At 62.1% G+C, this 24,310-nt stretch carries 20 protein-coding genes and 1 tRNA gene; 17 read left to right on the top strand and 4 right to left on the bottom strand.

The features are described 5' to 3' along the window. Positions 1-18: 18 nt before the first annotated feature. Together folK and folB are read right to left on the bottom strand one after the other, a co-directional pair. Positions 19-528 carry a 2-amino-4-hydroxy-6-hydroxymethyldihydropteridine diphosphokinase gene (gene folK / locus HU736_RS17425; protein ID WP_186700414.1) on the bottom strand — a complete coding sequence of 170 codons (510 nt, stop codon included), beginning with the start codon at positions 526-528 and terminating at the stop codon, positions 19-21. Further along, entirely contained in the window at positions 519-875 is a 357-nt protein-coding gene (gene folB, locus HU736_RS17420; RefSeq protein WP_101322398.1) for a dihydroneopterin aldolase, read from the bottom strand. Before folB ends, folK begins: the two co-directional genes overlap by 10 nt. A 74-nt stretch (positions 876-949) precedes the next feature. Between folB and plsY the strand changes: the two genes are divergently transcribed. Continuing rightward, entirely contained in the window at positions 950-1,519 is a 570-nt protein-coding gene (gene plsY / locus HU736_RS17415; protein WP_103435199.1) for a glycerol-3-phosphate 1-O-acyltransferase PlsY, read from the top strand. 27 nt (positions 1,520-1,546) lie between these two features. On the opposite strand, the gene tsaD is transcribed toward plsY, so the two are convergent. After that, entirely contained in the window at positions 1,547-2,572 is a 1,026-nt protein-coding gene (tsaD, locus tag HU736_RS17410; RefSeq protein ID WP_186700416.1) for a tRNA (adenosine(37)-N6)-threonylcarbamoyltransferase complex transferase subunit TsaD, read from the bottom strand. 205 nt (positions 2,573-2,777) lie between these two features. Here tsaD and rpsU point away from each other — a divergent pair, with 205 nt between their 5' ends. The 6 genes from rpsU (at position 2,778) to HU736_RS17380 (ending at position 12,692) form a co-directional block, all read left to right on the top strand. Then, positions 2,778-2,993 carry a 30S ribosomal protein S21 gene (gene rpsU / locus HU736_RS17405; RefSeq protein WP_002551877.1) on the top strand — a complete coding sequence of 72 codons (216 nt, stop codon included), beginning with the start codon at positions 2,778-2,780 and terminating at the stop codon, positions 2,991-2,993. 297 nt (positions 2,994-3,290) lie between these two features. Beyond that, the gene (gene dnaG / locus HU736_RS17400; RefSeq protein WP_150571166.1) at positions 3,291-5,270 is read left to right on the top strand and encodes a DNA primase; all 1,980 of its coding nucleotides are present in this window, start codon (positions 3,291-3,293) and stop codon (positions 5,268-5,270) included. Between the two features lie 68 nt (positions 5,271-5,338). Further along, the gene (rpoD, locus tag HU736_RS17395; RefSeq protein WP_101322402.1) at positions 5,339-7,189 is read left to right on the top strand and encodes an RNA polymerase sigma factor RpoD; all 1,851 of its coding nucleotides are present in this window, start codon (positions 5,339-5,341) and stop codon (positions 7,187-7,189) included. A gap of 183 nt (positions 7,190-7,372) precedes the next feature. Beyond that, complete coding sequence (locus HU736_RS17390; protein WP_186700418.1) at positions 7,373-11,110, top strand: bifunctional diguanylate cyclase/phosphodiesterase; 3,738 nt, start codon at positions 7,373-7,375, stop codon at positions 11,108-11,110. A gap of 21 nt (positions 11,111-11,131) precedes the next feature. Beyond that, positions 11,132-11,208 (top strand) — tRNA-Ile (locus tag HU736_RS17385). A gap of 341 nt (positions 11,209-11,549) precedes the next feature. Continuing rightward, entirely contained in the window at positions 11,550-12,692 is a 1,143-nt protein-coding gene (locus tag HU736_RS17380; protein WP_186700420.1) for a Fic family protein, read from the top strand. A 16-nt stretch (positions 12,693-12,708) separates the two neighbouring features. Here HU736_RS17380 and HU736_RS17375 read toward each other — a convergent pair whose 3' ends face one another. Next, entirely contained in the window at positions 12,709-13,392 is a 684-nt protein-coding gene (locus tag HU736_RS17375) for a glycosyltransferase family 25 protein (RefSeq protein ID WP_186700422.1), read from the bottom strand. A 203-nt stretch (positions 13,393-13,595) separates the two neighbouring features. Between HU736_RS17375 and HU736_RS17370 the strand changes: the two genes are divergently transcribed. The 10 genes from HU736_RS17370 to HU736_RS17325 all read left to right on the top strand — a co-directional run bounded on the left by HU736_RS17370 (position 13,596) and on the right by HU736_RS17325 (position 24,273). After that, positions 13,596-14,057 carry an Lrp/AsnC family transcriptional regulator gene (locus HU736_RS17370; protein ID WP_101322405.1) on the top strand — a complete coding sequence of 154 codons (462 nt, stop codon included), beginning with the start codon at positions 13,596-13,598 and terminating at the stop codon, positions 14,055-14,057. Between the two features lie 173 nt (positions 14,058-14,230). Further along, positions 14,231-15,910: a flavin monoamine oxidase family protein gene (locus HU736_RS17365; protein ID WP_101322406.1), complete on the top strand. Its 1,680-nt coding sequence runs from the start codon at positions 14,231-14,233 to the stop codon at positions 15,908-15,910. A gap of 12 nt (positions 15,911-15,922) precedes the next feature. After that, positions 15,923-16,711, top strand: coding sequence for a carbon-nitrogen hydrolase family protein (locus HU736_RS17360; RefSeq protein WP_186700424.1), 789 nt, complete (start codon positions 15,923-15,925; stop codon positions 16,709-16,711). A gap of 41 nt (positions 16,712-16,752) precedes the next feature. Then, positions 16,753-19,077 carry a pyrroloquinoline quinone biosynthesis protein PqqF gene (gene pqqF, locus HU736_RS17355; protein WP_186700426.1) on the top strand — a complete coding sequence of 775 codons (2,325 nt, stop codon included), beginning with the start codon at positions 16,753-16,755 and terminating at the stop codon, positions 19,075-19,077. 166 nt (positions 19,078-19,243) lie between these two features. Continuing rightward, entirely contained in the window at positions 19,244-19,315 is a 72-nt protein-coding gene (pqqA, locus tag HU736_RS17350; protein ID WP_003243383.1) for a pyrroloquinoline quinone precursor peptide PqqA, read from the top strand. Between the two features lie 79 nt (positions 19,316-19,394). Next, a complete protein-coding gene (gene pqqB, locus HU736_RS17345; RefSeq protein ID WP_186700428.1) occupies positions 19,395-20,306 on the top strand; it encodes a pyrroloquinoline quinone biosynthesis protein PqqB in 912 nt (303 codons plus the stop codon). Between the two features lie 9 nt (positions 20,307-20,315). Continuing rightward, positions 20,316-21,071 carry a pyrroloquinoline-quinone synthase PqqC gene (gene pqqC, locus HU736_RS17340; RefSeq protein ID WP_101322410.1) on the top strand — a complete coding sequence of 252 codons (756 nt, stop codon included), beginning with the start codon at positions 20,316-20,318 and terminating at the stop codon, positions 21,069-21,071. Then, complete coding sequence (pqqD, locus tag HU736_RS17335; protein WP_103435209.1) at positions 21,068-21,343, top strand: pyrroloquinoline quinone biosynthesis peptide chaperone PqqD; 276 nt, start codon at positions 21,068-21,070, stop codon at positions 21,341-21,343. The genes pqqC and pqqD overlap by 4 nt, the downstream gene beginning before the upstream one ends. Next, positions 21,315-22,475, top strand: a complete 1,161-nt coding sequence (pqqE, locus tag HU736_RS17330; RefSeq protein WP_186700430.1) for a pyrroloquinoline quinone biosynthesis protein PqqE — start codon at positions 21,315-21,317, stop codon at positions 22,473-22,475. The genes pqqD and pqqE overlap by 29 nt, the downstream gene beginning before the upstream one ends. Continuing rightward, positions 22,441-24,273 carry an alpha/beta hydrolase family protein gene (locus tag HU736_RS17325; RefSeq protein ID WP_186700432.1) on the top strand — a complete coding sequence of 611 codons (1,833 nt, stop codon included), beginning with the start codon at positions 22,441-22,443 and terminating at the stop codon, positions 24,271-24,273. Before pqqE ends, HU736_RS17325 begins: the two co-directional genes overlap by 35 nt. Positions 24,274-24,310: the final 37 nt, after the last annotated feature.

The following is a 24,310-nucleotide window of genomic DNA, read 5'->3' as shown; positions in this document are numbered from 1 at the left end:
TGCCGTTGTGACTGCAGTTCAGGTCCGGGTCAACTGCAAGCCGCGCCATTCGAACGGCACAGGTGCCAATATCTGATCGATGTTGGCGTCCTGCCATAGCTGGGCCATGCGCTTGCCCTCACCGGGATGGACCAGCTGCGGCGCGATCTGCGACAACGGCAGCAGCACAAAGGCGTTTTTCAGAATCTCCGCCCGCGGCAATTCCAGGCCATCAAAGCTACCGTGCAGATCGTCATACATCAGCACATCGATATCCAGCGGCAAGCCCTTGCGCTCAGGCGCGTAGCGGCCGTTTTCCGCCTCGATCAACTTCAGCCGACGGCCCAGCTCGAGCAGCGGCAGGTCGGTTTGCCCGGTCACCACCAGGTTGTAGAACGGACCACTCTTGATCCCCACCGCCTGGCTTTCGAATACTGCCGAGCAACGCATGTCGCCGAGAAAGCTGGCCAGCGCGTCGAGGCCTGCACACAAGTGCCGCTCGCGCTCGACATTGCTGCCCAGCCCCAGATATACCGTGCTCAGAGACATCCGCGCTCGATCTCCACGCCAACACCACCACGGGCCGCCGGCACCGCGCCCGGCTTGGTCAGCTTCAGGCGTATCCAGGGGATATTGAATTCGGCCATCAACAGCGCGACCAGGCGCTCGGCGAAGGTTTCTACCAGTTCGAACCGCGCCTGTTCGGCAAAGGCCTGAATGCGCGCCGTGATGGTGGCGTAGCACAGGGCCAGGTTGAGGTCGTCAGTGGCGGCCGCAGGGCGGTTGTCCCACGCCAGACTCAGGTCCAGGCGCAGGCACTGGCGAATCTCCCGCTCCCAGTCGTAGGCGCCGATTACCGTATCGACTTCCAGGCCTTCGATGAACACTCTGTCCAAGCACTTCTCTCCACAGCACGACAAGGGCGACTGGCGCCGTTAGAATCAAGGCGTCCTCGCCCGGAATAGTTAGCATGTTTTGGTTATTGGCGATGCTCGCCTACCTGCTTGGCTCGCTGTCCTTTGCCATTGTTCTGAGCCGCCTCAGCGGCAACCCCGACCCTCGCTCAAGCGGTTCGGGCAATGCCGGGGCGACCAACATGCTGCGCCTGGCTGGGCGCAAGATGGCGATCCTGACCCTGCTGGGCGACCTGTGCAAGGGCATCGTGCCCGTGCTGCTGGCCGAGCAAGCCGGGCTGGGCCTGCAACAGCAAGCCTGGATCGGCCTGTGCGCGGTCATCGGCCACCTGTTCCCGGTGTACTTTCGCTTCCGTGGCGGCAAGGGCGTAGCCACTGCCGCCGGCGTGCTCCTGGCGCTGTACATTCCAGCTGCCTTGCTGGCTATCACGGCCTGGCTAGTGACCTTCTACCTGACCCGCACCAGCTCACTAGCCGCATTGATCGCCACTCCGCTGACCCTGCCATTGCTGGCCTGGCGCGAGCCGGCGGCGCTGCTGCCGATGAGTGTGCTGACGCTACTCATCGTCTGGCGCCATCGACGCAACCTGCGCGACCTGTTCGCTGGCCGCGAACGGCATTTCTGACGCCGCCCCAACCCTTTAAAAAACCGATCAGATCGGCGGCAACTGCTCCATCGGCCAGCGCGCCTGCACGCTGATCGCCAGATCCTGCTGCTGCCCGGCCAGCAAACGCTGACAACCGGCATAGGCGATCATCGCGCCGTTGTCGGTGCAAAAGCGCGGACGCGCGTAGTAAACACTGCCCTTGATCGAGGCGAGCATGCCTTCGAGCGATGCGCGCAACGCGGTATTGGCACTGACCCCGCCGGCAATCACCAGGCGCTTGAGGCCGGTCTGCTGCAGGGCGCGCTTGCACTTGATGGTCAGAGTGTCGACTACCGCCTGCTGGAACGCCAGCGACACGTCGCAACGGGTTTGCTCGGTGTCGTCACCGGCATCACGGCACTTGTTCCAGGTGTTCAGCGCTGAGGTCTTGAGGCCACTGAAGCTGAATTCCAGCCCAGGGCGGTCGGTCATCGGCCGTGGGAACGTGAAGCGCCCCGGCACACCCTGCTCGGCCAGGCGGGCGATTTCCGGGCCGCCGGGGTAATTCAGACCGATCAGCTTGGCAGTCTTGTCGAAGGCCTCGCCGGCGGCGTCGTCCAGGCTCTCGCCGAGCAACTGGTACTGGCCGATACCATCGACCCGAACCAGCTGCGTATGGCCGCCAGACACCAACAAAGCGACGAACGGGAACTGCGGCGGCTGCTCTTCAAGCATCGGCGCGAGCAGGTGGCCTTCCATGTGATGCACGCCGATTGCCGGGATATCCCAGGCAAATGCCATCGACTGAGCGCAGGAGGCGCCCACCAGCAGCGCACCGACCAGGCCCGGGCCTGCGGTGTAGGCGATTGCGTCGATATCGCTGGCCACTGCGCCGGCATCCGCCAGCACTTCGCGGATCAACGGCAGCATGCGCTTGACGTGATCGCGCGAGGCGAGCTCGGGCACAACGCCGCCGTAGGCGCGGTGCAGGTCGATTTGACTGAACAGTGCATCAGCGAGCAAACCGCGTTCACTGTCGTATAATGCGACGCCGGTTTCATCGCAGGATGTTTCCAATCCCAGTACTAGCATGGGTCTGTGCCTTGTTTAGGCTGAATTCGAAGGCGCGCATGATAGTCCCCGTGCCCAGTGCCGACCAGCGGTTTTCGATCAGAGGCTTTGCATTCCGGTCAGCTTAGCGTTAACATCCGCAACCCTTGAAAACCGACGTTCTCCAGCGCATCTTTATTTTTGTCAGGAGCACGTCTACCCCGGTAACGAACGAAGGTAGCCCTGGATGCCAGCCGTCAAAGTAAAAGAGAACGAACCCTTCGACGTAGCTCTGCGTCGTTTTAAGCGCTCCTGCGAAAAAGCCGGTGTACTGGCTGAAGTGCGTAGCCGCGAGTTTTACGAAAAGCCAACTTCCGAGCGTAAGCGCAAGGCTGCTGCTGCAGTCAAGCGTCACGCGAAGAAAGTGCAGCGCGAACAGCGCCGCGCCGTTCGCCTGTACTAATACAGACGTTCGTCGCAAAGCTTCTGCCCTGCCCGGCTAACCCCGGGCAGTCGGCAGCAGCAGCTTCAAACCTCAGGCGCGAGCCCGAGGCGCCAGCTACCTAGAGCAGCCGGCAACCGTAACACACGTCAGAACTGGTCCTCGCGACCAGGCGTGCCGTCCCTGTCTGACGAGCCCTTGTGGCTGGCGACGCGCACACTCCCCCCGCTTGACCCTCACTGCATCGCACCGCACCCATCATTCCCGCACCCTTGCGTTAGCGATTAGACTTGCCGACTGCACGATGACGAGACTGCCATGGCCGGGCTGATTCCCCAGAGCTTCATTGACGATCTGCTTAACCGCACCGACATAGTCGACGTGGTGAGTTCGCGCGTCCAGCTGAAAAAAACCGGCAAGAACTACTCCGCCTGCTGCCCGTTCCACAAAGAAAAATCGCCGTCGTTCACGGTCAGCCCCGACAAGCAGTTCTATTACTGCTTCGGTTGCGGCGCCGGCGGTAACGCGCTCGGCTTCGTCATGGACCACGACAACCTGGACTTCCCCCAGGCCGTCGAAGACCTCGCCCGCAGTGCCGGCATGGAAGTTCCGCGCGAAGAAGGCCGGCGTGGCAACAAGCCCCGTCAACCGACCGACTCGCCGCTGTACCCTTTGCTGGAAGCTGCCGCCGAATACTACCGCCAGGCGCTGCGCAGCCATCAGACGCGCAAGGCGGCCGTTGACTACCTCAAGGGCCGCGGCCTGTCCGGCGAAATCGCCCGTGATTTCAGCCTGGGCTTCGCCCCGCCCGGCTGGGACAACCTGATGAAGCACCTGGGTGCCGACAGCCTGCAGCAAAAGGTCATGATCGATGCCGGCCTGCTGATCGAGAACGCCGAAAGTGGCAAGCGCTACGACCGTTTCCGCGACCGGGTGATGTTCCCGATCCGCGACAGCCGTGGCCGGATCATCGCCTTTGGCGGCCGCGTGCTGGGTGACGACAAGCCCAAGTACCTGAACTCGCCGGAGACCCCGGTATTTCACAAAGGCCAGGAGCTGTACGGCCTGTATGAAGCGCGCAAGCACAACCGCAGCCTCGACGAAATCATCGTCGTCGAAGGCTACATGGACGTCATCGCCCTGGCTCAGCAAGGCCTGCGCAATGCCGTAGCGACCCTCGGCACTGCCACCAGCGAAGAGCACCTCAAGCGCCTGTTCCGGGTCGTGCCGAGCGTACTGTTCTGCTTTGACGGCGATCAGGCCGGTCGCAAGGCAGCCTGGCGTGCACTGGAGTCGACGCTGTCGAGCCTGCAGGACGGTCGCCGCGCGCGCTTTCTGTTCCTGCCCGAAGGCGAAGACCCGGACAGCCTGGTCCGCGCCGAAGGCACCGACGCGTTCCGCGCGCGCATCATTCAGCACGCGCAACCGTTGGCGGATTACTTTTTCGAGCAATTGAGCAACGAAGCCGATCCTCGCTCACTGGAAGGCAAGGCGCATATGGCGACCCTGGCTGCACCGTTGATCGAAAAAGTCCCCGGCGCGAACCTGCGCCAATTGATGCGCAACCGCCTCAAGGAAATCACCGGGCTGGATACTCAGCAGGTCGAGCAACTGACGCAGAACGCGCCGGCGGCCAGCGTGCCCGATTACGACCCAGGCTTCGACTACGACGCCATGGCCAGCTACACCCCCGACTATGCCGACGCGCACCAGCCCGACTACGGCGCGCAGCAAGAGCAGCGGCCATGGACGCCGAACAAGGGCGCCGGCAAGAAGCAGTGGGAGAAAAAACCCTGGGACAAGAAAGGCGGCAAACCCTGGCAACGGGATGGCCAGCGCGAGGCGCCGCCAAGGGTGCCGGCGCCGGTCGAACCGCCAACGCTGTCGGCCTTGCGCACCCTGCTGCATTACCCGCTGCTGGCTGGCAAGGTCGAAGACGCCAGCCACTTCGCCGATGAAGAGCATGTGTACAACCAGCTGTTGATTTCGCTGATCGAAGCTGCACAGAAGAATCCTAAGCTAAGCTCAATGCAACTGATTGCACGCTGGCACGGCACTGACCAGGGCCGTTTATTGCGCGCCCTGGCAGAAAAGGAATGGCTGATCGATGCCGATAACCTTGAACAACAGTTTTTCGACACCATTACTAGCTTATCCGCCCGCCAACGCGAGCGCAGCCTGGAACATCTGATGCGCAAAGCGCGTCAAAGTGACTTGAGTCCAGAGGAAAAATCTCAGCTTTTGGCCCTGCTGAGCCGCAAAGTTCCTGCACAAAACCCGACCTCATCTGGCGCGTGAGGCCCTTATTCGGGTATAATCCTCGGCTTGTTTTTTTGCCCGCCAAGACCTTCAGTGGATAGGGTGTTATGTCCGGAAAAGCGCAACAGCAATCTCGTATCAAAGAGTTGATCACCCGCGGTCGTGAGCAGGGCTACCTGACTTACGCGGAGGTCAACGACCATCTGCCTGAGGATATTTCAGATCCAGAGCAGGTGGAAGACATCATCCGCATGATCAACGACATGGGGATCAACGTATTCGAGACTGCTCCGGATGCGGATGCCCTGTTGTTGGCGGAAGCCGACACTGATGAGGCCGCAGCCGAAGAAGCCGCCGCAGCACTGGCTGCTGTCGAGACCGATATCGGCCGCACGACCGACCCGGTGCGCATGTACATGCGCGAAATGGGTACTGTCGAGCTGCTGACCCGCGAAGGCGAGATCGAAATCGCCAAGCGGATCGAGGAAGGCATTCGTGAGGTCATGGGGGCTATCTCCCATTTCCCGGGTACTGTCGACTACATCCTCGGCGAATACACCCGCGTCACCACCGAAGGTGGTCGCCTGTCCGACGTATTCAGCGGTTACATCGACCCTGACGACAATATCGCCACGCCGTCCGAAGAAGCTCCGCAGCTAGGCGCCAAAAACGCCGCTGCTGCCAAGGACGACGAGGAAGAGGACGAAGAGAAAGACGACAGCGAGGAAGAGGAAGAGACCGAAAGCGGTCCCGACCCAGTCCTCGCCCAGCAGCGCTTCGGCGCCGTGTCCGACCAGCTCGCGATTACCCTCAAAGTGCTCAAGAAGCACGGTCGCAGCCATGCCGAAAGCATTGGCGCGATGCAGGTTCTGGCCGAGCTGTTCATGCCGATCAAGCTGGTGCCCAAGCAGTTCGAGGTGCTCGTCGAGCGCGTTCGTGGTGCCTTGGACCGTCTGCGTCAGCAAGAACGCGCAATCATGCAGCTGTGCGTACGTGACGCGCGTATGCCGCGTGCCGACTTCCTGCGCCTGTTCCCGGGCAATGAAGTCGACCAGACCTGGAGCGGTGACCTCTCCAAGCGCAGCACCAAGTGGGCTGCAGCGCTGGGCGAAAAGAACGATGCCATCGTTGCCTGCCAGCAGAAGCTGGTAGACCTTGAAAACGAAACCGGTCTGACCGTTGCCGAAATCAAGGACATCAACCGTCGCATGTCGATCGGCGAGGCCAAGGCCCGTCGCGCCAAGAAAGAGATGGTCGAGGCCAACCTGCGTCTGGTGATTTCGATCGCCAAGAAGTACACCAACCGTGGCCTGCAATTCCTCGACCTGATCCAGGAAGGTAACATCGGCTTGATGAAGGCGGTCGACAAGTTCGAATACCGTCGTGGTTACAAGTTTTCGACGTACGCCACCTGGTGGATTCGTCAGGCCATCACCCGCTCGATCGCCGACCAGGCGCGCACCATCCGTATTCCGGTGCACATGATCGAGACGATCAACAAGCTCAACCGTATTTCCCGGCAGATGTTGCAGGAAATGGGTCGCGAACCGACCCCGGAAGAGCTTGGCGAGCGTATGGAGATGCCTGAGGACAAGATCCGCAAGGTGCTGAAAATCGCCAAAGAGCCAATCTCCATGGAGACGCCGATTGGTGATGACGAAGATTCGCACCTGGGTGACTTCATCGAAGACTCGACAATGCAGTCGCCAATCGATGTAGCTACGGTCGAAAGCCTCAAGGAAGCGACTCGTGATGTTCTGGGCGGCCTGACCGCACGTGAAGCCAAAGTGCTGCGCATGCGTTTCGGTATCGACATGAACACCGACCACACCCTTGAAGAGGTCGGCAAACAATTCGACGTAACCCGTGAGCGGATTCGTCAGATTGAAGCCAAGGCGCTGCGCAAGTTGCGCCACCCGACCAGAAGCGAGCATCTACGCTCCTTCCTCGACGAGTGATGACAAACCCCGGCCCAGGCCGGGGTTTTTCTTGGCCATCGAAAAAGTGCCAGCACTGACCGTGCAGTTGTCGGGCCAATCCCGCCAGCTGTTGAATTCCTGCCGAAGTTAATCGTCTTACCCTCACACCCCGCAGCAATGCACGGCTACACTCGAATTCAGACTATCTGCCTAGAGGCTGCTATGCCGAAAATGCCGGTCCTACTGTTGCTGATCCTGTTTTACTGGAGCGCAACGGCCGGCGCCCTGACCCTGACCGAAGACGAGCAAGCCTGGCTCAGCGCCCATCCACAGCTGCGCCTGGGCGTGGACGCATCCTGGCCCCCGTTCGAGTTTCGCGATCAGGAGGGCCTCTACCAGGGACTGGCCGCCGATTACATCAATGTGATCCAGGAGCGTCTTGGCGTCACTCTCAAGCCGACCGAGCCGAAGACCTGGGGCGAGGTGCTTGAGCTCGCCCGCAACAATCAGCTCGATTTACTGCCGGGCGTGATGTCGACCCCAGAACGGCAAAACTACCTGTCCTTCACCCGCCCATACCTAGACTTCCCGATCGTTATCCTGGCCCATGAAGGCGGCCCGCAACCGCGCACGCTCAAGGATCTGTACGGGCTGAAGATCGCGGTGGTAGAAAACTACGCGCCCCATGAACTGCTGCGCACCCACCACCCCGACCTCAATCTGGTCGCCCTGCCCAATGTCAGCTCGGCCCTGCAAGCCTTGGCGACCGACGAAGTGGACGCCGTGGTAGGTGACCTTGCTTCGAGTATCTGGAGCCTGCGCGAGCTCAAGCTCGATGGGCTCTACGTCAGCGGCGAAACACCCTACCGCTACCAGTTGGCAATGGGCGTACCCCGGGACAACAAGCAACTGGTGGCCATCCTCGACAAAGTCATCGCCGATATGAGCAGCGATGAAGTCAATGACATCCAGCAGCGCTGGGTCGGTAACGTCGTCGATCAGCGCAGTTTCTGGCACGACATGCTGCTCTATGGCCTGCCGACAGTTGTGCTGCTGATGCTGGTTCTCGCTGCCGTCATCCGCATCAACCGCCGGCTCAGCTCGGAAATATCCCGGCGCATAGCGCTTGAACAGGAACTGCGCAGCAGCGAATACCATTACCGCAGCCTGGTCGAAAGCCTGTCGGCGGTCGCATGGGAAGCCGACGCCAACGATTTCACCTACAGCTACGTCTCGCCCCACGCCGAAGACCTGCTCGGTTACAGCCTGGGAGACTGGCTCAGACCCGGTTTCTGGAGCAGCATCGTGCATCCCGAGGACGCGCTCTGGGCCAAGGCTTACTGCGACAGCGAAACTGCCGCCGGCCGCGATCACAGCCTCGACTACCGCGTGATCCGCGCCGATGGCCATACGCTGTGGGTGCGCGACATCGTCAGCATGATCGAACAGGGCCAGCGCTCGGTGATGCGCGGCCTGATGATCGATATCAGCGAGACCAAGCGCACCGAGCATGCCTTGCGCCTGTCCGAGCAGAAGTTCGCCTCGGTGTTTCAGCAATGCCCGGACATCCTGCTGATTGCTCGGCACAGTGACGGCTGCCTGCTTGAGGTCAACGAAGCATTCGAGGAGCAGATCGGTCTCGGCCCCAATCAGGTGATCGGCCGCACCGCTACCGAGCTTGGTCTGTGGGGCGTCAGCGGCAGCGGCCCGAGCGTACTGGAACGCTTGCACCTGGGCGGTATTCGCAACCTCGAGATGAGCTTCCGGCGCAGCAACGGCGAGTTGTTCACCGGCCTCACCTCGGCCGAGACCTTCGACCTCGACGGTACCCGGGCGCTGGTCGTGGCCGTACGCGACATCAGCCAGCTGAAGGAAACCCAGCAGCGCCTGCAGATCTCCGAAGAGAAATTTGCCAAGGCCTTCCACGCCTCGCCCGACGGCTTGTTGCTGTCCAGGCAAAGTGACGGCCTGCTGCTTGAAGTCAACGAAGGCTTCTGCCGCCTGACCGGCTACAACCTTGACCCTCGCATTGATCAAACCTCACTGGACCTGGGCATCTGGGTCGACCTCAACGAACGCAAGCTGCTGCTGAGCAAACTCAAGAAAGACGGCTTCGTGCGTGATTTCAGCTGCCACATTCGCCGCAGCGATGGTCAGATTCGCCTCTGCGAACTGTCAGCCAGACCGCTGCCGATTGCCGGCGCCGACTGCATGCTGACCATCGCCCGCGACATCACCGAACGCCACCTGATGCAGGAAAAACTGCAACTGGCCGCCACTGTGTTTGAAAACACTGCCGAAGGTGTGTTGATCACCGACACCGATCAGCGCATCAGTGCAGTCAACCGGGCATTCAGCGAAATCACCGGCTACAGCGAAATCGAAGCCCTGGGCCAAACCCCGCGCCTGCTCGCCTCCGGCCAGCACGACAGCGCCTTCTACGTTGCCATGTGGCACCAGCTGACTGCCGAAGGCCACTGGCAAGGCGAGATCTTCAACAAGCGCAAGAACAGCGAGCTGTACCCGAGTTGGCTGACCATCAGCGCGGTGCGTAACAGCGAGCGCGAGATCACTCACTTCGTGGCGGTGTTTGCCGACATCTCCAGCCTCAAGCACGCCCAGGCGAAACTGGATTACCAGGCGCATCACGACCCACTGACCGGCCTGCCCAACCGCGCCCTGTTTGAAAACCGCCTGCATGCCGCGCTGCAGTGCTCGCAGGTGTCCAACCGCCAGGGCGCGGTGCTGTTCCTCGATCTCGATCGCTTCAAGCACATCAACGACAGCCTCGGCCACCCGGTTGGTGACCTGCTGCTCAAAGGCATTGCCCAGCGCCTCAAGGAACAGGTGCGCGACGTCGACACCGTGGCGCGGCTGGGCGGCGACGAATTCATCATTCTGCTGCCTGGTCTGCACAAGCCAAGTGACGCCAGTGCCATCGCCAACAAACTGCTGGCCTGCTTCAGCGCGCCGTTCCAGGCCGGCGAACACGAGTTCTTCACCAGCGCCAGTATCGGCATCAGCCTCTACCCACAAGACGGCAGCGACGTCGCCAGCCTGATCCGCAACGCCGACGCCGCGATGTACCGCTCCAAGGCCAAAGGCCGCAACCGGGTCGAAGCCTACACCCGTGACCTCACGGCCCAGGCCAGCGTGCGAGTGGCCCTGGAAAACGAACTGCGCCGCGCCATCGAACGCAACGAGCTGAGCCTGTGCTACCAGCCCAAGCTCAGCCTCAAGACACAAAACCTGGTCGGCGCAGAGGCCCTGATCCGCTGGAACCACCCAACCTTCGGCGACGTTTCCCCAGAGCATTTCATCCACCTCGCTGAAGAGAACGGCACAATCCTCCAGCTTGGCGACTGGGTACTGGAACAAGCCTGCCGGCAGATGCACCAGTGGCAAAAGCGCTATCAGCCGTTCGGCCCGCTGTCGATCAACCTCGCCGGCGCTCAGATGCGCCAGCCCCACCTGGCCAAGCGCATCGAGCAACTGCTCAAGACCTACCAGCTCAAGGCCGGCGACCTGCAGCTGGAGATCACCGAAAACTTCATCATGAGCCAGGCCGAGGAAGCCCTCAGCGTGCTCCATCAGCTCAAGCAGCTCGGCGTGCAACTGGCGATCGACGACTTCGGCACCGGCTATTCATCCCTGAGCTACCTCAAGCGCCTGCCGCTGGACATCCTCAAGATCGACCAGTCATTCATCCGCGGCCTGCCCGACGACCCGCACGACGCTGCGATCACTCGCGCGATCATCGCCCTCGGCCGGAGCATGCAGCTGACCATCATTGCCGAAGGGGTAGAGAACCAGGCGCAGCAGCATTTCCTCGCCGCTGAAGGCTGCGAACAGATCCAGGGCTACATCGTCAGCCTGCCACTGCCGCCGGAAGAATTCGCGGCAGGCTTCCTGGGTTTAGCACTATCGGATCTTTCGGATGGCACCCATTCAAAACCCTAGCTATAATCCCCGCCACCTCTGGGGCCTATAGCTCAGTTGGTTAGAGCAGAGGACTCATAATCCTTTGGTCCACGGTTCGAGTCCGTGTGGGCCCACCAACTCCAAAGCCGCGCATTGCGCGGCTTTTTCGTTTCTGCTGGATACTCAGTGTCAGCGGAAATCCAAGCTGGTCCATTAACTGATGCCGTAATGACAGCCCGCCGATTTGTAGCCCTGAGGCTAAAAACCTCCAAAAAACTCGGTTTCTTGTAGCCTCAGGGCTGCAAGATGCATTTGCATCTGCCGTTTAAGGTAACAACTGGGGCGGCGTCATACGTTTACGCCGCAATGGCCTCTAGGGAACGCAGTGCCGTGGGTGAGCCGATTAGCAACGCTATTCGGCTCACAAAGTGAGCCGAATAAGACCTATAATCGGCTCACACCCTGAGGCCCTCCCCACATGACTCTCCCGTTCTGGATCTGGCAACACGCCGATTGGCCAAAGTTTACCTGGCAAGAAGAGCCGCTCGCACCGTTGCTGCGTGCCTGCGCTCTGGCACAAGGTCGTCTGGTTGGGATGGCCGGTGTGGTCAGCAACACCGACCAGGCTCGTAACACGCTCGACGCGCTGCTACAGAACATCATCACCAGCTCGGCCATCGAGGGCGAACAGCTCAATGTCGAGTCGGTACGCTCCTCTCTGGCGCGTCGGTTGGGGCTGGACGCCGAGGGCCGCGCCAGCCCGCGCAGTGAGGGCCTGGCGGAGTTGATGCTCGATGCCACTCGCGAGCAGGCTGCTCCATTGACGCAGGAGCGTTTACTGCGCTGGCATCATTTGTTGTTTCCGGCGGACGAGCAGCGGCTATCGGCACCTGTACGGGTGGGCAGCTTGCGGGGTGAGGAGCCGATGCAGGTGGTATCGGGTCGGCTCGACAGGCCCAAGGTGCATTTCGAGGCACCGCCTCGGCAAGGGCTGGATGAACAGTTGTCAGCGTTCCTGGACTGGTTCGCCGCCACCCGCAACGCCCCCAACCTCGATCCATTCCTGCGCGCCGGCATTGCGCACTTCTGGTTTGTCACGCTGCACCCTTTTGACGACGGCAATGGCCGCCTGACACGGGCAATCACCGACCTGGCGTTGGCTCAGGGAGAACCGCAGGCGATTCGCTTCTACGCCATGTCCGCGAGCATTCTCGAGGATCGCAAAGGCTATTACGAGATTCTTGAGGCCAGCCAGAAAGGGAGCCTGGACATAACCCCGTGGCTGACATGGTTCCTGCAAACCTTGCTGCGCAGCCTTGAGCAGGCAAAGGCACGGATCGACAGAGTGCTGGGCAAGGCCCGATTCTGGCAGGAGCATGGCCAGCAGGCACTTTCAGCCGAACAGATCAAAGTACTCAACCGCCTGCTCGATGGCGATCTGTTCAATGAACGTGGGGGGTTTGCTGATGGGATCAACGCAGGTCAGTATCAAGCAGTGGCAAAGGTATCGAAAGCCACTGCAACTCGCCACCTCAGCGACCTGATCGAGAAAGGTTGCCTGGTACGCCTGCCCGGCGGCGGACGCAGTACTCGCTATCAGATCAATCTCTGCCACCGCTGATCAATGGCATCGCCCCTTACAAGTCCCGCAACAACAGCGTCTTACCCACATTACGCAGCACCTGGCTGTACTGCCGGCGCCAGTTATCGCGCCAGAACGCCGCATCGGCGGCGGTGCCGTCGGTGGAGCGGGCGCGGACGATATCGCTGGCGGCGATTTCTTCGGGCTGTTGCTGGCTCAACATGGGGAAGGCCATGTAACCGCGATAGTGCTGCGCCAAGACCTTGTCCAGAGCAGTGCCCGCGTAACCGCCTTGCTCCAGCAGGCGCTGACAGCCGCGGTTCGACAGCAGATAAGCATGGCTGCCACGGGCACGCACCCGGGCGATACCACGGCGCCAAGTTAGCCATACCTTGCCCAGGTTTGCGCCCAGGTAGAACAGCTCTGGATCGGCGCTCTGCAGAAAGCGGTTGACCTGCTCGACCTGAAACGGCTCGAACGCTACCAGCGTGGCGTCGTCCTCGAGAATCAACACGCGCCGACAGCCGCGCTCCAAGGCAATGCGCGCGCATTGAACATGGGAATCGAAACAGCCCCGTTCAGGGCTGTGTTGATCGCGCTCGACCAGCACAAATTCGATCTTTAGCCCGCTGTCTGCGAACTCGTATTGCAGCAGCAGGCGGCGATCGGCGCGATCACGCAAGCTGATGCAAAAAATGCCATCGACCTGCAGCTGTGTAAGGTCCTTGGATCTGGTCATCCTTCCCATCTCTGGAACTGTTAAAGACTTCAAGGGTTATCGCCAGGCATTACGTCCCGGTTGGCCTGACACCCACTGGCGTGTGAACTGCGATTGATTTCAAAAGTATAGATCAACTGCGCCAGTCTGCCCGCGACTGTGCCGCAGTGGGTTTATCTGCGTTATAAGTGTCTTCACTCAAGTTCCAGCTGCAGAGAGCCGACATGTCGCAACCGCGTCAAATCATCCTCGACGAAATCGATCGCCAGCTGATCGCCCTGCTTCAGATCAACGCCCGCGAAAGCGTCGCCAACCTCGCCCGGCAGCTGGGCATTGCCCGCACTACGGTCAATTCACGCCTGGAGCGCCTGGAAAACAGCAAAGTCATCGCGGGCTACGGCGTACGCCTGGGCCAGCGCCTGATCGGCGGTGGGCTGCAAGCTTATGTCGGGATCAAGGTCCAACCGCGCGCGGGCAAGGAGGTGGTGCGGCGGATGACGGCCATGGGCCAGGTGCAACAACTTTGTGCCGTGAGTGGCGAATTCGACTACGTGGCGTGGCTGCACAGCGAATCGCCGGAACAGCTGGACCAGTTGCTCGACCAGATCGGCAGCCTGGACGGTGTGGAAAAAACCACCACGTCGATCATCCTCAGCAGCAAGATAGACCGCGGCCAGCCGATCTGACAGCCAGTTACTGCTGTCGTCATAACGACACCATTAACATCAGAATGACGACATATAGGTTAAAACGACGTCAGCATAGATCTTAATAACGAACTGCGCACACCCTAGAATGACCCCAGGCATTTTCAATACTCACGCTTCGCCCTCCGCGCAGCTCCTGGCAAGGTCATTACATGAACAACAATCGCCACCCCGCCGACGGCAAGAAACCAATCACGATTTTTGGCCCGGACTTCCCCTTCGCTTTTGACGACTGGCTAGAGCATCCGGCCGGCCTGGGTAGTATTCCGCTGGATCGACAGGGCGAAGAAGTAGCGATTATCGGTGCGGGTATTGCCGGTTTGGTAGCGGCCTACGAACTGATGAAGCTTGGCCTCAAACCAGTGGTGTATGAAGCGTCGAAGATGGGCGGCCGCCTGCGCTCGCAAGCTTTCAACGGCACCGATGGGATCATCGCCGAGCTGGGCGGAATGCGCTTTCCGGTGTCGTCGACGGCGTTCTACCATTACGTCGACAAGCTGGGCCTGGAAACCAAACCGTTTCCCAACCCGTTGACGCCAGCTTCGCCAAGTACCGTCATCGACCTCGAAGGCCAGACCTACTACGCCGAAAGCGCGGCGGATTTGCCAGCCCTGTTCCAGGAAGTCGCCGACGCCTGGGCGGACGCGCTGGAAAGCGGCGCGCGCTTTGGTGATATCCAGCAGGCCATCCGCGACCGCGATGTGCCGCGCCTGAAGGAGCTGTGGAACACTCTGGTACCGCTGTGGGACGACCGCACGTTCTATGACTTCGTCGCCACTTCCAAGGCCTTTGCCAAGCTCAGCTTCCAGCACCGCGAAGTATTTGGTCAGGTTGGCTTCGGTACCGGCGGCTGGGACTCGGACTTCCCCAACTCGATGCTGGAAATCTTCCGCGTGGTAATGACCAACTGCGACGATCACCAGCACTTGATCGTCGGCGGTGTCGAGCAGGTGCCTCAAGGCATCTGGCGCCATGTGCCGGAGCGTTGCGCGCACTGGCCGGCAGGCACCAGCCTCAGCTCGCTGCATGGCGGCGCGCCGCGCACCGGGGTCAAACGGATTGCCCGTGCCAGCGATGGCCAACTGGCGGTCACCGATACCTGGGGCGGCTGCCGCCACTACGCCGCTGTGCTGACCACCTGCCAGAGCTGGCTGTTGACCACCCAGATCGACTGCGAAGAGTCGCTGTTCTCGCAGAAGATGTGGATGGCTCTGGACCGCACCCGCTACATGCAATCGTCGAAGACCTTCGTCATGGTCGATCGGCCGTTCTGGAAGGACAAGGACCCGGAAACCGGCCGCGATCTGATGAGCATGACCCTCACCGACCGCCTGACCCGTGGCACCTATCTGTTCGACAACGGCGACGACAAGCCGGGGGTGATCTGCCTGTCCTACGCGTGGATGAGCGACGCCCTGAAGATGCTCCCGCACCCGGTGGAAAAACGCGTGCAGCTGGCACTGGACGCCCTGCACCGGATCTACCCGAACACCGACATTGCAGGGCATATCATCGGCGACCCGATCACCATCTCATGGGAGGCCGACCCGTACTTCCTCGGCGCCTTCAAAGGTGCGCTGCCGGGCCACTACCGCTACAACCAGCGGATGTACGCGCACTTCATGCAGGACCACCTGCCAAGCGCGCAACGCGGCATCTTCATCGCCGGTGACGATGTGTCGTGGACCCCGGCCTGGGTCGAAGGCGCGGTGCAGACTTCGCTGAACGCGGTGTGGGGTATCATCAACCACTTCGGCGGCAAGACCCACCCGGACAACCCCGGCCCAGGCGACGTATTCGACGAGCTTGGGCCGATCGCCCTGCCCGACTGACCAGGAGGCGGCATGCGCATCGCTCTGTATCAAGGCCAGCCCGGCCCCCTCGACCTGCCTGGCAACCTCGAACGCCTGCAGCAGCAGGCGCACCAGGCAGCCGCCAGCGGCGCGCAGTTGCTGGTGTGCCCGGAGATGTTCCTGACCGGCTACAACATCGGCAGTGAACAGGTCGAGCAGCTGGCTGAAGCGTCGGACGGGCCCTCGGCCATGGCCGTGGTCGAGATCGCCCAGGCGCTCGGGATTGCCATTGTCTATGGTTACCCCGAGCGCTGCGAAGACGGGGCCATCTACAACAGCGTGCAGTTGATCGACAGCCATGGCCGCAGCCTGGCCAACTACCGCAAGACGCACCTGTTCGGTGAGCTGGACCGGGCCATGTTCGATGCCGGCAGCAATCACTTCCCGGTGGTCGAGCTGAATGGGTGGAAGGTCGGCATGCTGATCTGCTACGACATCGAGTTTGCCGAGAACGCCCGGCGTCTGGCGCTGGATGGCGCCGAGCTGATTCTGGTGCCGACGGCGAACATGAAGCCATACGACTTCGTCTGCCAGGTGACGGTGCGCGCACGCGCTCAGGAAAACCAGTGCTACCTGCTCTACGCCAATTACTGTGGCGCGGAAGGCGATATCCATTATTGCGGGCAGAGCAGCATCATCGGCCCGGACGGCGCTGTGCTGGCGCTGGCTGGCGAAGATGAATGCCAGCTGCACGCGGAGCTGGACAGGCAACAGGTCGTGGCCGGGCGCCAGGCATTCCCGTACTTGCAGGACCTGCGGCGCGACCTGCACCAGCGCTGAGCGTGAATGCGCTAGCATGCGCATTCGCCCTTGGAGAACTCATGTCTGACGCCACTCGCCATCTGACCCTGGCCAACGGCCTGCACCTTACCTTGCGTCACGCGCCGCGCCTCAAGCGTGCGGCGGCGGCCTTGCGCGTGCATGCGGGCAGCCATGATGCAGCGACGCGCTGGCCTGGCTTGGCGCACTTTCTCGAGCATCTGTTTTTCCTCGGCACCGAGCGCTTTCCGCTGGACGACGGCCTGATGCGCTACGTTCAGGGCGTTGGCGGCCAGGTCAACGCGAGCACTCGCGAACGTACCACTGACTTTTTCTTCGAAGTGCCGCCCGCTGCACTGGCCGGTGGCCTCGAGCGCCTATGCCAGATGCTCGCCGGGCCTGACCTGAGCCTGGCGCGGCAAGTCAGTGAGCGCGAGGTGATCCACGCCGAGTTCATCGCCTGGTCGCGCAATCGTGAAGCGCAGGACCAGTTCGCGCTACTCCAGCGGCTAGCGGCGGGTCATCCGCTGCGCGCCTTTCATGCGGGCAACCGATACAGCCTGAACCTGCACAACCCGCAGTTTCAGCGCGAGCTCAGGGGCTTTCACCAACGCTTCTACCAGGGCGGGCAAATGGTCCTCAGCCTGTGCGGGCCGCAGTCGCTTGACCAGCTGCAAGCCATGGGCGAGCGCTACGCCAGCGTTTTCGCCAGCGGCCAGCGAGTGCTGCAGGCGCTGCCACCGGCTTTGCAAGAACAACCGCTGGTGCCGCCAGCGCCCAAGCACGGCCAACTCGACCTGCTGTTTGCCCACGATGGATTGCCGGCGGGTGCGCAGCAGGCCATGGAATTGCTGCTGGGGTGCATCAGCGACAGCCGCGAAGGCACTTGGCTGGACACACTGCGCCAACGCGGCTGGGTGCGTGAATGCCAGCCAAAGCTGTTGTATGCCTTCGCCGGCCAGTTGCTCTGGACGATACGTCTGCGCTTGACCGACACCGCGCAGGTCGATGAGGTAAGAGCGCTGCTGCACGGCTGGTTGCAGTTCATCAGGCAAGCAGACTTCGACGCGTTGAACGCAGCCTATGCTCATCTGCAACAGCGCCGGGCGATGTCCGCCAGCGCATTGGAGCTGGCGCAGCGAGACAGCCGTGAAAACCCGCTGCAAGCACTCGATGCGCGATCGCTCCAGACCCTGACTGCAGTATTGGATGGCCTGCCGCTGCAGGCATACGCAAGCTGGCAACTGCCGCCCGCCGATCCTCTGCTGCTCGCGAGCTTGCCCAACCCGACGGCAGCGCTACCAGCCGCCCTGAGCGTCAGTACCTGCCTGCCCAGCTCGCGCCAATACGCCGCGCTGTATCTGCGCTGGAGGATCGCAACACCTCTGCGCCAGCGCCTGCACGCTGTGCTGGTCAACGCCCTACGGCCGCTGACCGAGCGCGCCGAGCAGGCCTCGCTGCACATGGACTTCAGCAGCAGCGGCGAGTACTGGCAGTTACGCTGCGCCGGGCTCCCCGCGGCCGTGGTGCGGTTGGTTGAAAAGGCGCTGACAATGTTGAACCAACCTGCAGCTGACTGCTGGCAAGCACCCGTAGCGGACGAACCTGCGTTGATTCCGATCAGGGCGCTGCTCAAGCGTTGGCCCGACGAGGTAGCGATTGCGCCCACCGCTCAGCCAGAAACTGCCGGAGTGCTGGATCAGGCAATCCTCGACCAGGTCTGGCGGAGCACTCGCTGCCGAGGCCTGGCGGTCGGCTTCGGCGACCCTGAACTGGCAGCATTGGGCTCGGCAGTCACCCGCACGATGTGGGACGAGGCAGCCGACCAAGAGCAGTCGCTCGATGCCAGCACTGTGTCGGGCAAACGCTGGCTATATGCCGACGTAACAGGCAGCGAACACGCGCTGTTACTTTTCTGTCCGCTGCCGGCGCAGCTACAAGGCGCCGGACGGCTGCTTGCACAACTGCTGCAGGGCCCGGTGTACCAGCGCCTGCGGGTCGAACTGCAATTGGGCTACGTAGTGTTCAGCGCCTTCCGCCAGACCGACGGCATCGGCGGCCTGCTGTTTGGCGTGCAATCGCCCCACGTCCGGCCGGCGCAGATCCTCGCACATCTGCTTGAGGTGTTCAGCGCAGGCGTGACCCTCGACACCGCCGTTCGGCAAGCTTTGGCTGATAGCTTCGACGAGGCAGCGATGCCCGACGCCGAGGTCGCGCAGTGGGCATGGCAAAGCCACCTGGCCGGTGCAGCGGCCGATCTCGGGTTGCTGCAAGCAGCTATTCTGGACACCGATCAAACTAGTCTGGACGCCTTGCTGACAGCCCTGATTAAGGCCCAGCACGGCTGGCTATGCCTGGCCAACAGCCCAGCGCCTGACTCGCACTGACCGAGATTGTTACTCGCCACGCAACAACCCTTCTCGCAAAATGAACCTTCTGGTACATAATTATCTTGTAAGATAGCGCAACCTCAGCAAATGGAACCTCCTGCTTCAGGGGGGTACCAAATAAGTAGCTGACAACCCTCAAGCCCCATCCCGAAGGAGTAATCCCATGTGGACAAAACCTGCTTACACTGATCTGCGTATTGGCTTTGAAGTGACCATGTACTTCGCCAACCGCTAAGCCTGGCTTGCGGTTAGACGCCTCGGTCCCGCCGGGGCGTTGTTGTTTTTGCCTACAGCATTTTGCATAGAGGGTGGCCATGTACGTCCAGATTCTTGGTTCAGCTGCCGGTGGCGGATTTCCGCAGTGGAACTGCAACTGCGTCAACTGCAAGGGTTTCAGGGATGGCTCGCTGCGCGCGCAGGCGCGCACCCAGTCATCGATCGCGCTGTCCGACGACGGCGAGCACTGGGTCCTGTGCAACGCTTCGCCAGATATCCGCGCGCAATTGCAGGCGTTTGCACCGATGCAGCCGGCCCGTGCACTGCGCGACAGCGGCATCGACGCGATCGTCCTGCTCGACAGTCAGATCGACCACACCACCGGCCTGCTCAGCCTGCGTGAAGGCTGCCCGCATCAAGTCTGGTGCACCGAAATGGTCCATCAGGACCTGACCAGCGGTTTTCCGTTGTTCAACATGCTCAGCCACTGGAACGGCGGCCTGGCCTGGAACCGTATCGAACTCGAAGGCAGCTTCGTCATCCCGGCCTGCCCCAACCTCAAGTTCACCCCGTTCCCGCTGCGCAGCGCCGCGCCGCCGTATTCGCCGCACCGCTTCGACCCGCATCCAGGCGACAACCTCGGCCTGCTGGTCGAAGACCTGCGCACAGGCGGCAAGCTGTTCTACGCCCCAGGTCTCGGTCAGGTCGACAACTCCCTGCTGGAAATGATGCAGGGTGCCGACTGCCTGCTGGTCGATGGCACGCTGTGGCGTGATGATGAAATGCGGCAGCGTGGCGTCGGTACCCGCACCGGTCGCGAGATGGGCCATCTGGCGCAGAGCGGCCCAGGCGGCATGCTTGAAGTGCTGGACGGTTTCGCCAGCCAGCGCAAGGTCCTTATCCACATCAACAACACCAACCCGATCCTCGATGAAGACTCGCCCGAGCGCGCCGAAGTCGAACGCCGCGGCGTCGAAGTCGCCTACGACGGCATGAGCATCGAGCTGTAGGAGCCGCACATGAGCGACGCAACGCCGATGTCGCCTGCCGAATTCGAGCAGGCTCTGCGCGCCAAGGGCGCCTACTACCACATCCATCACCCCTATCACGTGGCAATGTATGACGGCCGCGCCAGCCGCGAGCAGATTCAGGGCTGGGTCGCCAACCGCTTCTACTATCAGGTGAATATTCCACTGAAGGACGCCGCGATCCTCGCCAACTGCCCGGATCGAGAGATTCGCCGCGAGTGGATCCAGCGCCTGCTCGACCACGACGGTGCGCCCGGTGAAGACGGTGGTATCGAAGCCTGGCTGCGCTTGGGTCAGGCGGTCGGCCTGGACCCGGAGCAACTGCGCTCGCAAGAGCTGGTGCTGCCCGGCGTGCGCTTCGCGGTCGACGCCTACGTCAACTTCGCCCGCCGCGCCAGCTGGCAGGAAGCCGCCAGCAGCTCGTTGACCGAGCTGTTCGCGCCGCAGATTCACCAGTCGCGGCTCGACAGCTGGCCACAGCATTACCCGTGGATCGATCCGGCTGGCTACGAGTACTTCCGCACCCGTCTTGGCCAAGCCCGGCGCGACGTTGAGCACGGCCTGGCGATCACCTTGCAGCACTACACCACCCGCGCCAGCCAGGAGCGCATGCTGGAAATCCTCCAGTTCAAGCTGGATATTCTCTGGAGCATGCTCGACGCCATGAGCATGGCCTATGAGCTGGACCGCCCTCCCTACCACTCCGTCACCCGCGAGCGGGTCTGGCACAAGGGGATCACACTATGAGTCTTGACCGTCAACAGGTGCCCAGCTGGCGCCCAGGCTACCGCTACCAGTATGAGCCGGCGCAGCAAGGCCACGTCTTGCTGTACCCGGAGGGCATGATCAAACTCAACGAAAGTGCCGCGCTGATTGGCGGCCTGATCAATGGCCAGCGCTCGGTCGCGGTGATCATCGCCGAGCTTTCCCAGCAGTTCCCCGATGTGCCCGAGGTCGCTGACGACATCGAGCAATTCATGGAGGTGGCCCGTGCCGAACACTGGATCGTCCTCGCCTGAAACAGCCGGCAAACCCGGCGTTGGCCTGCCGCTGTGGCTGCTCGCCGAGCTGACCTACCGCTGCCCGCTGCAATGCCCGTACTGCTCCAATCCGCTCGATTTTGCCGAGCAAGGCCAGGAGCTGACCACGGCACAGTGGTTCAAGGTCATGGCCGAAGCGCGCGAGATGGGCGCGGCACAGTTGGGTTTCTCTGGCGGCGAGCCGCTGGTGCGCCAAGACCTTGCCGAGCTGATCGGCGAGGCCCGCCGGCTGGGCTTCTACACCAACCTGATCACCTCCGGCATCGGCCTTACCGAAAAGCGCATCGCCGAGTTCAAGACCGCCGGGCTGGATCACATCCAGATCAGCTTCCAGGCCAGTGACGAGCAGGTCAACAACCTGCTCGCCGGCTCGAGAAAAGCCTTCGCGCAAAAGCTCGAAATGGCCCGCGCCGTCAAAGCCCACGGTTACCCGATGGTGCTCAACTTCGTCACCCACCGGCACAACATCGACAAGATCGACCGTATCATCGAGCTGTGCGTGGCGCTTGAGGCCGACTTCGTCGAGCTTGCCACCTGCCAGTTCTATGGCTGGGCGCAGCACAACCGCGCCGGGCTGTTGCCAACCCGTGCGCAGCTGGAGCGGGCCGAACGCATCACCAACGAGTACCGCGAGCGGCTCAAGGCAGCTGGCAACCCATGCAAGCTGATTTTCGTCACCCCTGACTACTATGAAGAGCGACCCAAGGGCTGCATGAATGGCTGGGGCAGTATCTTTCTTACCGTCACCCCCGACGGCACCGCACTGCCCTGCCATGGCGCGCGGCAGTTGCCGGTGCAATTCCCCAATGTGCGCGAGCACGACCTTCGGCACATCTGGTATGACTCGTTCGGCTTCAACCGCTACCGCGGCTTCGACTGGATGCCTGAACCCTGCCGCTCGTGCGACGAGAAGGAAAAGGACTTCGGCGGCTGCCGCTGCCAGGCGTTCATGCTTACCGGCGATGCCAGCAACGCCGACCCGGTGTGCGCCAAGTCGGCCGAGCATGGCATCATCCTCCAGGCACGTGAGGAAGCCGAGCACGCCCATCAGGCCATAGAAGAGCTGACATTCCGCAATGAACGAAACTCCCGAGTCATCGCCCGCAACTGAGTTCAGCGCCGCCCAGGCCGTCGCCGCCGGCACCGACTTCGCCGACCTCAAGGTCGGCGCGGCCGGGCTGTTCTGGAACGAATTCCGCCCTGCCGACGGCGCTTGCCGCCTGTGGCACTGGCGCGAGCAGCAACCCCATTGCCTGACCCCGGACGGTTTCAGCGCACGCAGCCGTGTCTACGAATACGGCGGCGGTAGCTTCTGCCTGGGCGAGGAGGTGCTGGTATTCGTCAACGAGTCCGATCAGCAGATCTACCTGCAAGGCCTCGATGGCTCTGCGCCACGCGCCCTGACCGCTGCCGCCGACTGCCGCTATGGAGATGTGCTGTGGCATGCCGGCTCAGTGCTCGCTGTCGAAGAGCAGCACGCTGACAGCGTTGTGCATCGCTTGGTCTGCTTCGCCGATGAGGGCCGTCAAGTGCTGGCCGAAGGCGCCGACTTCTATTCGGCACCGACCCTGAGCGAAGACGGCCAGCGCCTGGCCTGGATCGAATGGGACCGCCCGGCACAGCCCTGGACCCGCACTCGATTGATGTGTCGCCAGCGCGACAGACACGGCGAGTGGACTGCCGCACTATGCCGGGCCGGCGATATCGACCCAGAGCAGTCCTTGCAGCAACCCCGCTTCGACGGGCAAGGCAGGCTGTATTGCCTGTCTGATCGCAACGGTTTCTGGCAGCCATGGGGCGAGATCGAGGGCGATTGGAAAGCACTACCAGCAGTCGCCGCCGACCACGCCGCCGCGCCCTGGCAACTGGGTGCCAGCAGTTGGCTGGCAATCGCCCATGATAGCTATCTGGCCAGTTGGTTCGAAGACGGTTTTGCCCAGCTTGGCCTGCACAGCGGTGATCAGGTTCAGCGCTTCGCCAGCGAGTACACCCGCTTTCGCAGTCTGGCTCTGGACGACCGCCATATCTACGCCATCGCCGCCTCGCCGATCAGCCCAGCCGCAGTCATCGCCATCGAGCGTGTCAGCGGCCAGACCAGCGTGCTTAGCGGCGGTGGCCTGCCGCTGCCCGCCGAGCGGGTCAGTCGCCCGCAGCCGATCCGCTATCCCAGCGGCGACGCCCATGCGCATGGCTTCTTCTACCCTGCGGCCAACCAGCCGCAAGGCGCCGCGCCGCTGGTGCTGTTCATCCACGGCGGGCCGACCTCGGCCTGCTACCCGGTACTCGACCCACGCATCCAGTACTGGACCCAACGCGGCTTTGCCGTGGCCGACCTCAACTACCGCGGCAGCAGCGGTTATGGCCGCGCCTATCGGCAAGCGCTGCACTTGCGCTGGGGCGAAGTCGACGTCGAAGACGCCTGCGCTGCAGTCAGTTACCTGGCGGGGCTTGGCCTGATCGACCCGCAGCAGGCGTTCATTCGCGGCGGCAGTGCTGGCGGCTACACTACCCTGTGCGCGCTGGCATTCGCCGATGTATTTCGCGCCGGCGCCAGCCTCTATGGCGTCAGCGACCCGCTGGCGCTGGCACGGGCGACGCATAAGTTCGAAGGGGATTATCTGGACTGGCTGATTGGCGATCCTGAACGAGACGCCGAGCGCTACCGCCAACGCACACCGCTGCTGCACGCCGAGCAAATCAAGGTGCCGATGATCTTCTTCCAGGGCGAACTGGATGCCGTAGTAGTCCCCGAGCAGACCCGCGTCATGCTGGCGGCGCTGAAAGCTAACGGGATCGAGGCTGAAGGGCATTTTTATGCCGGTGAGCGGCATGGTTTGCGCAAGGCCGAGAACCTTGCGCATGCACTCGAGGAAGAATGGAAGTTCTATTGCCGGGTTCTCGACCGTTGAGCCGAGTACCCCGCAATTGCAACAGAGGGCCGCAGCG

Source organism: Pseudomonas shirazensis (assembly GCF_014268785.2).
Classification (GTDB): Bacteria; Pseudomonadota; Gammaproteobacteria; order Pseudomonadales; family Pseudomonadaceae; genus Aquipseudomonas; species Aquipseudomonas shirazensis.
Note: the sequence above shows the minus strand (reverse complement) of the source record. Positions and strands in the feature narration are given on the sequence as shown.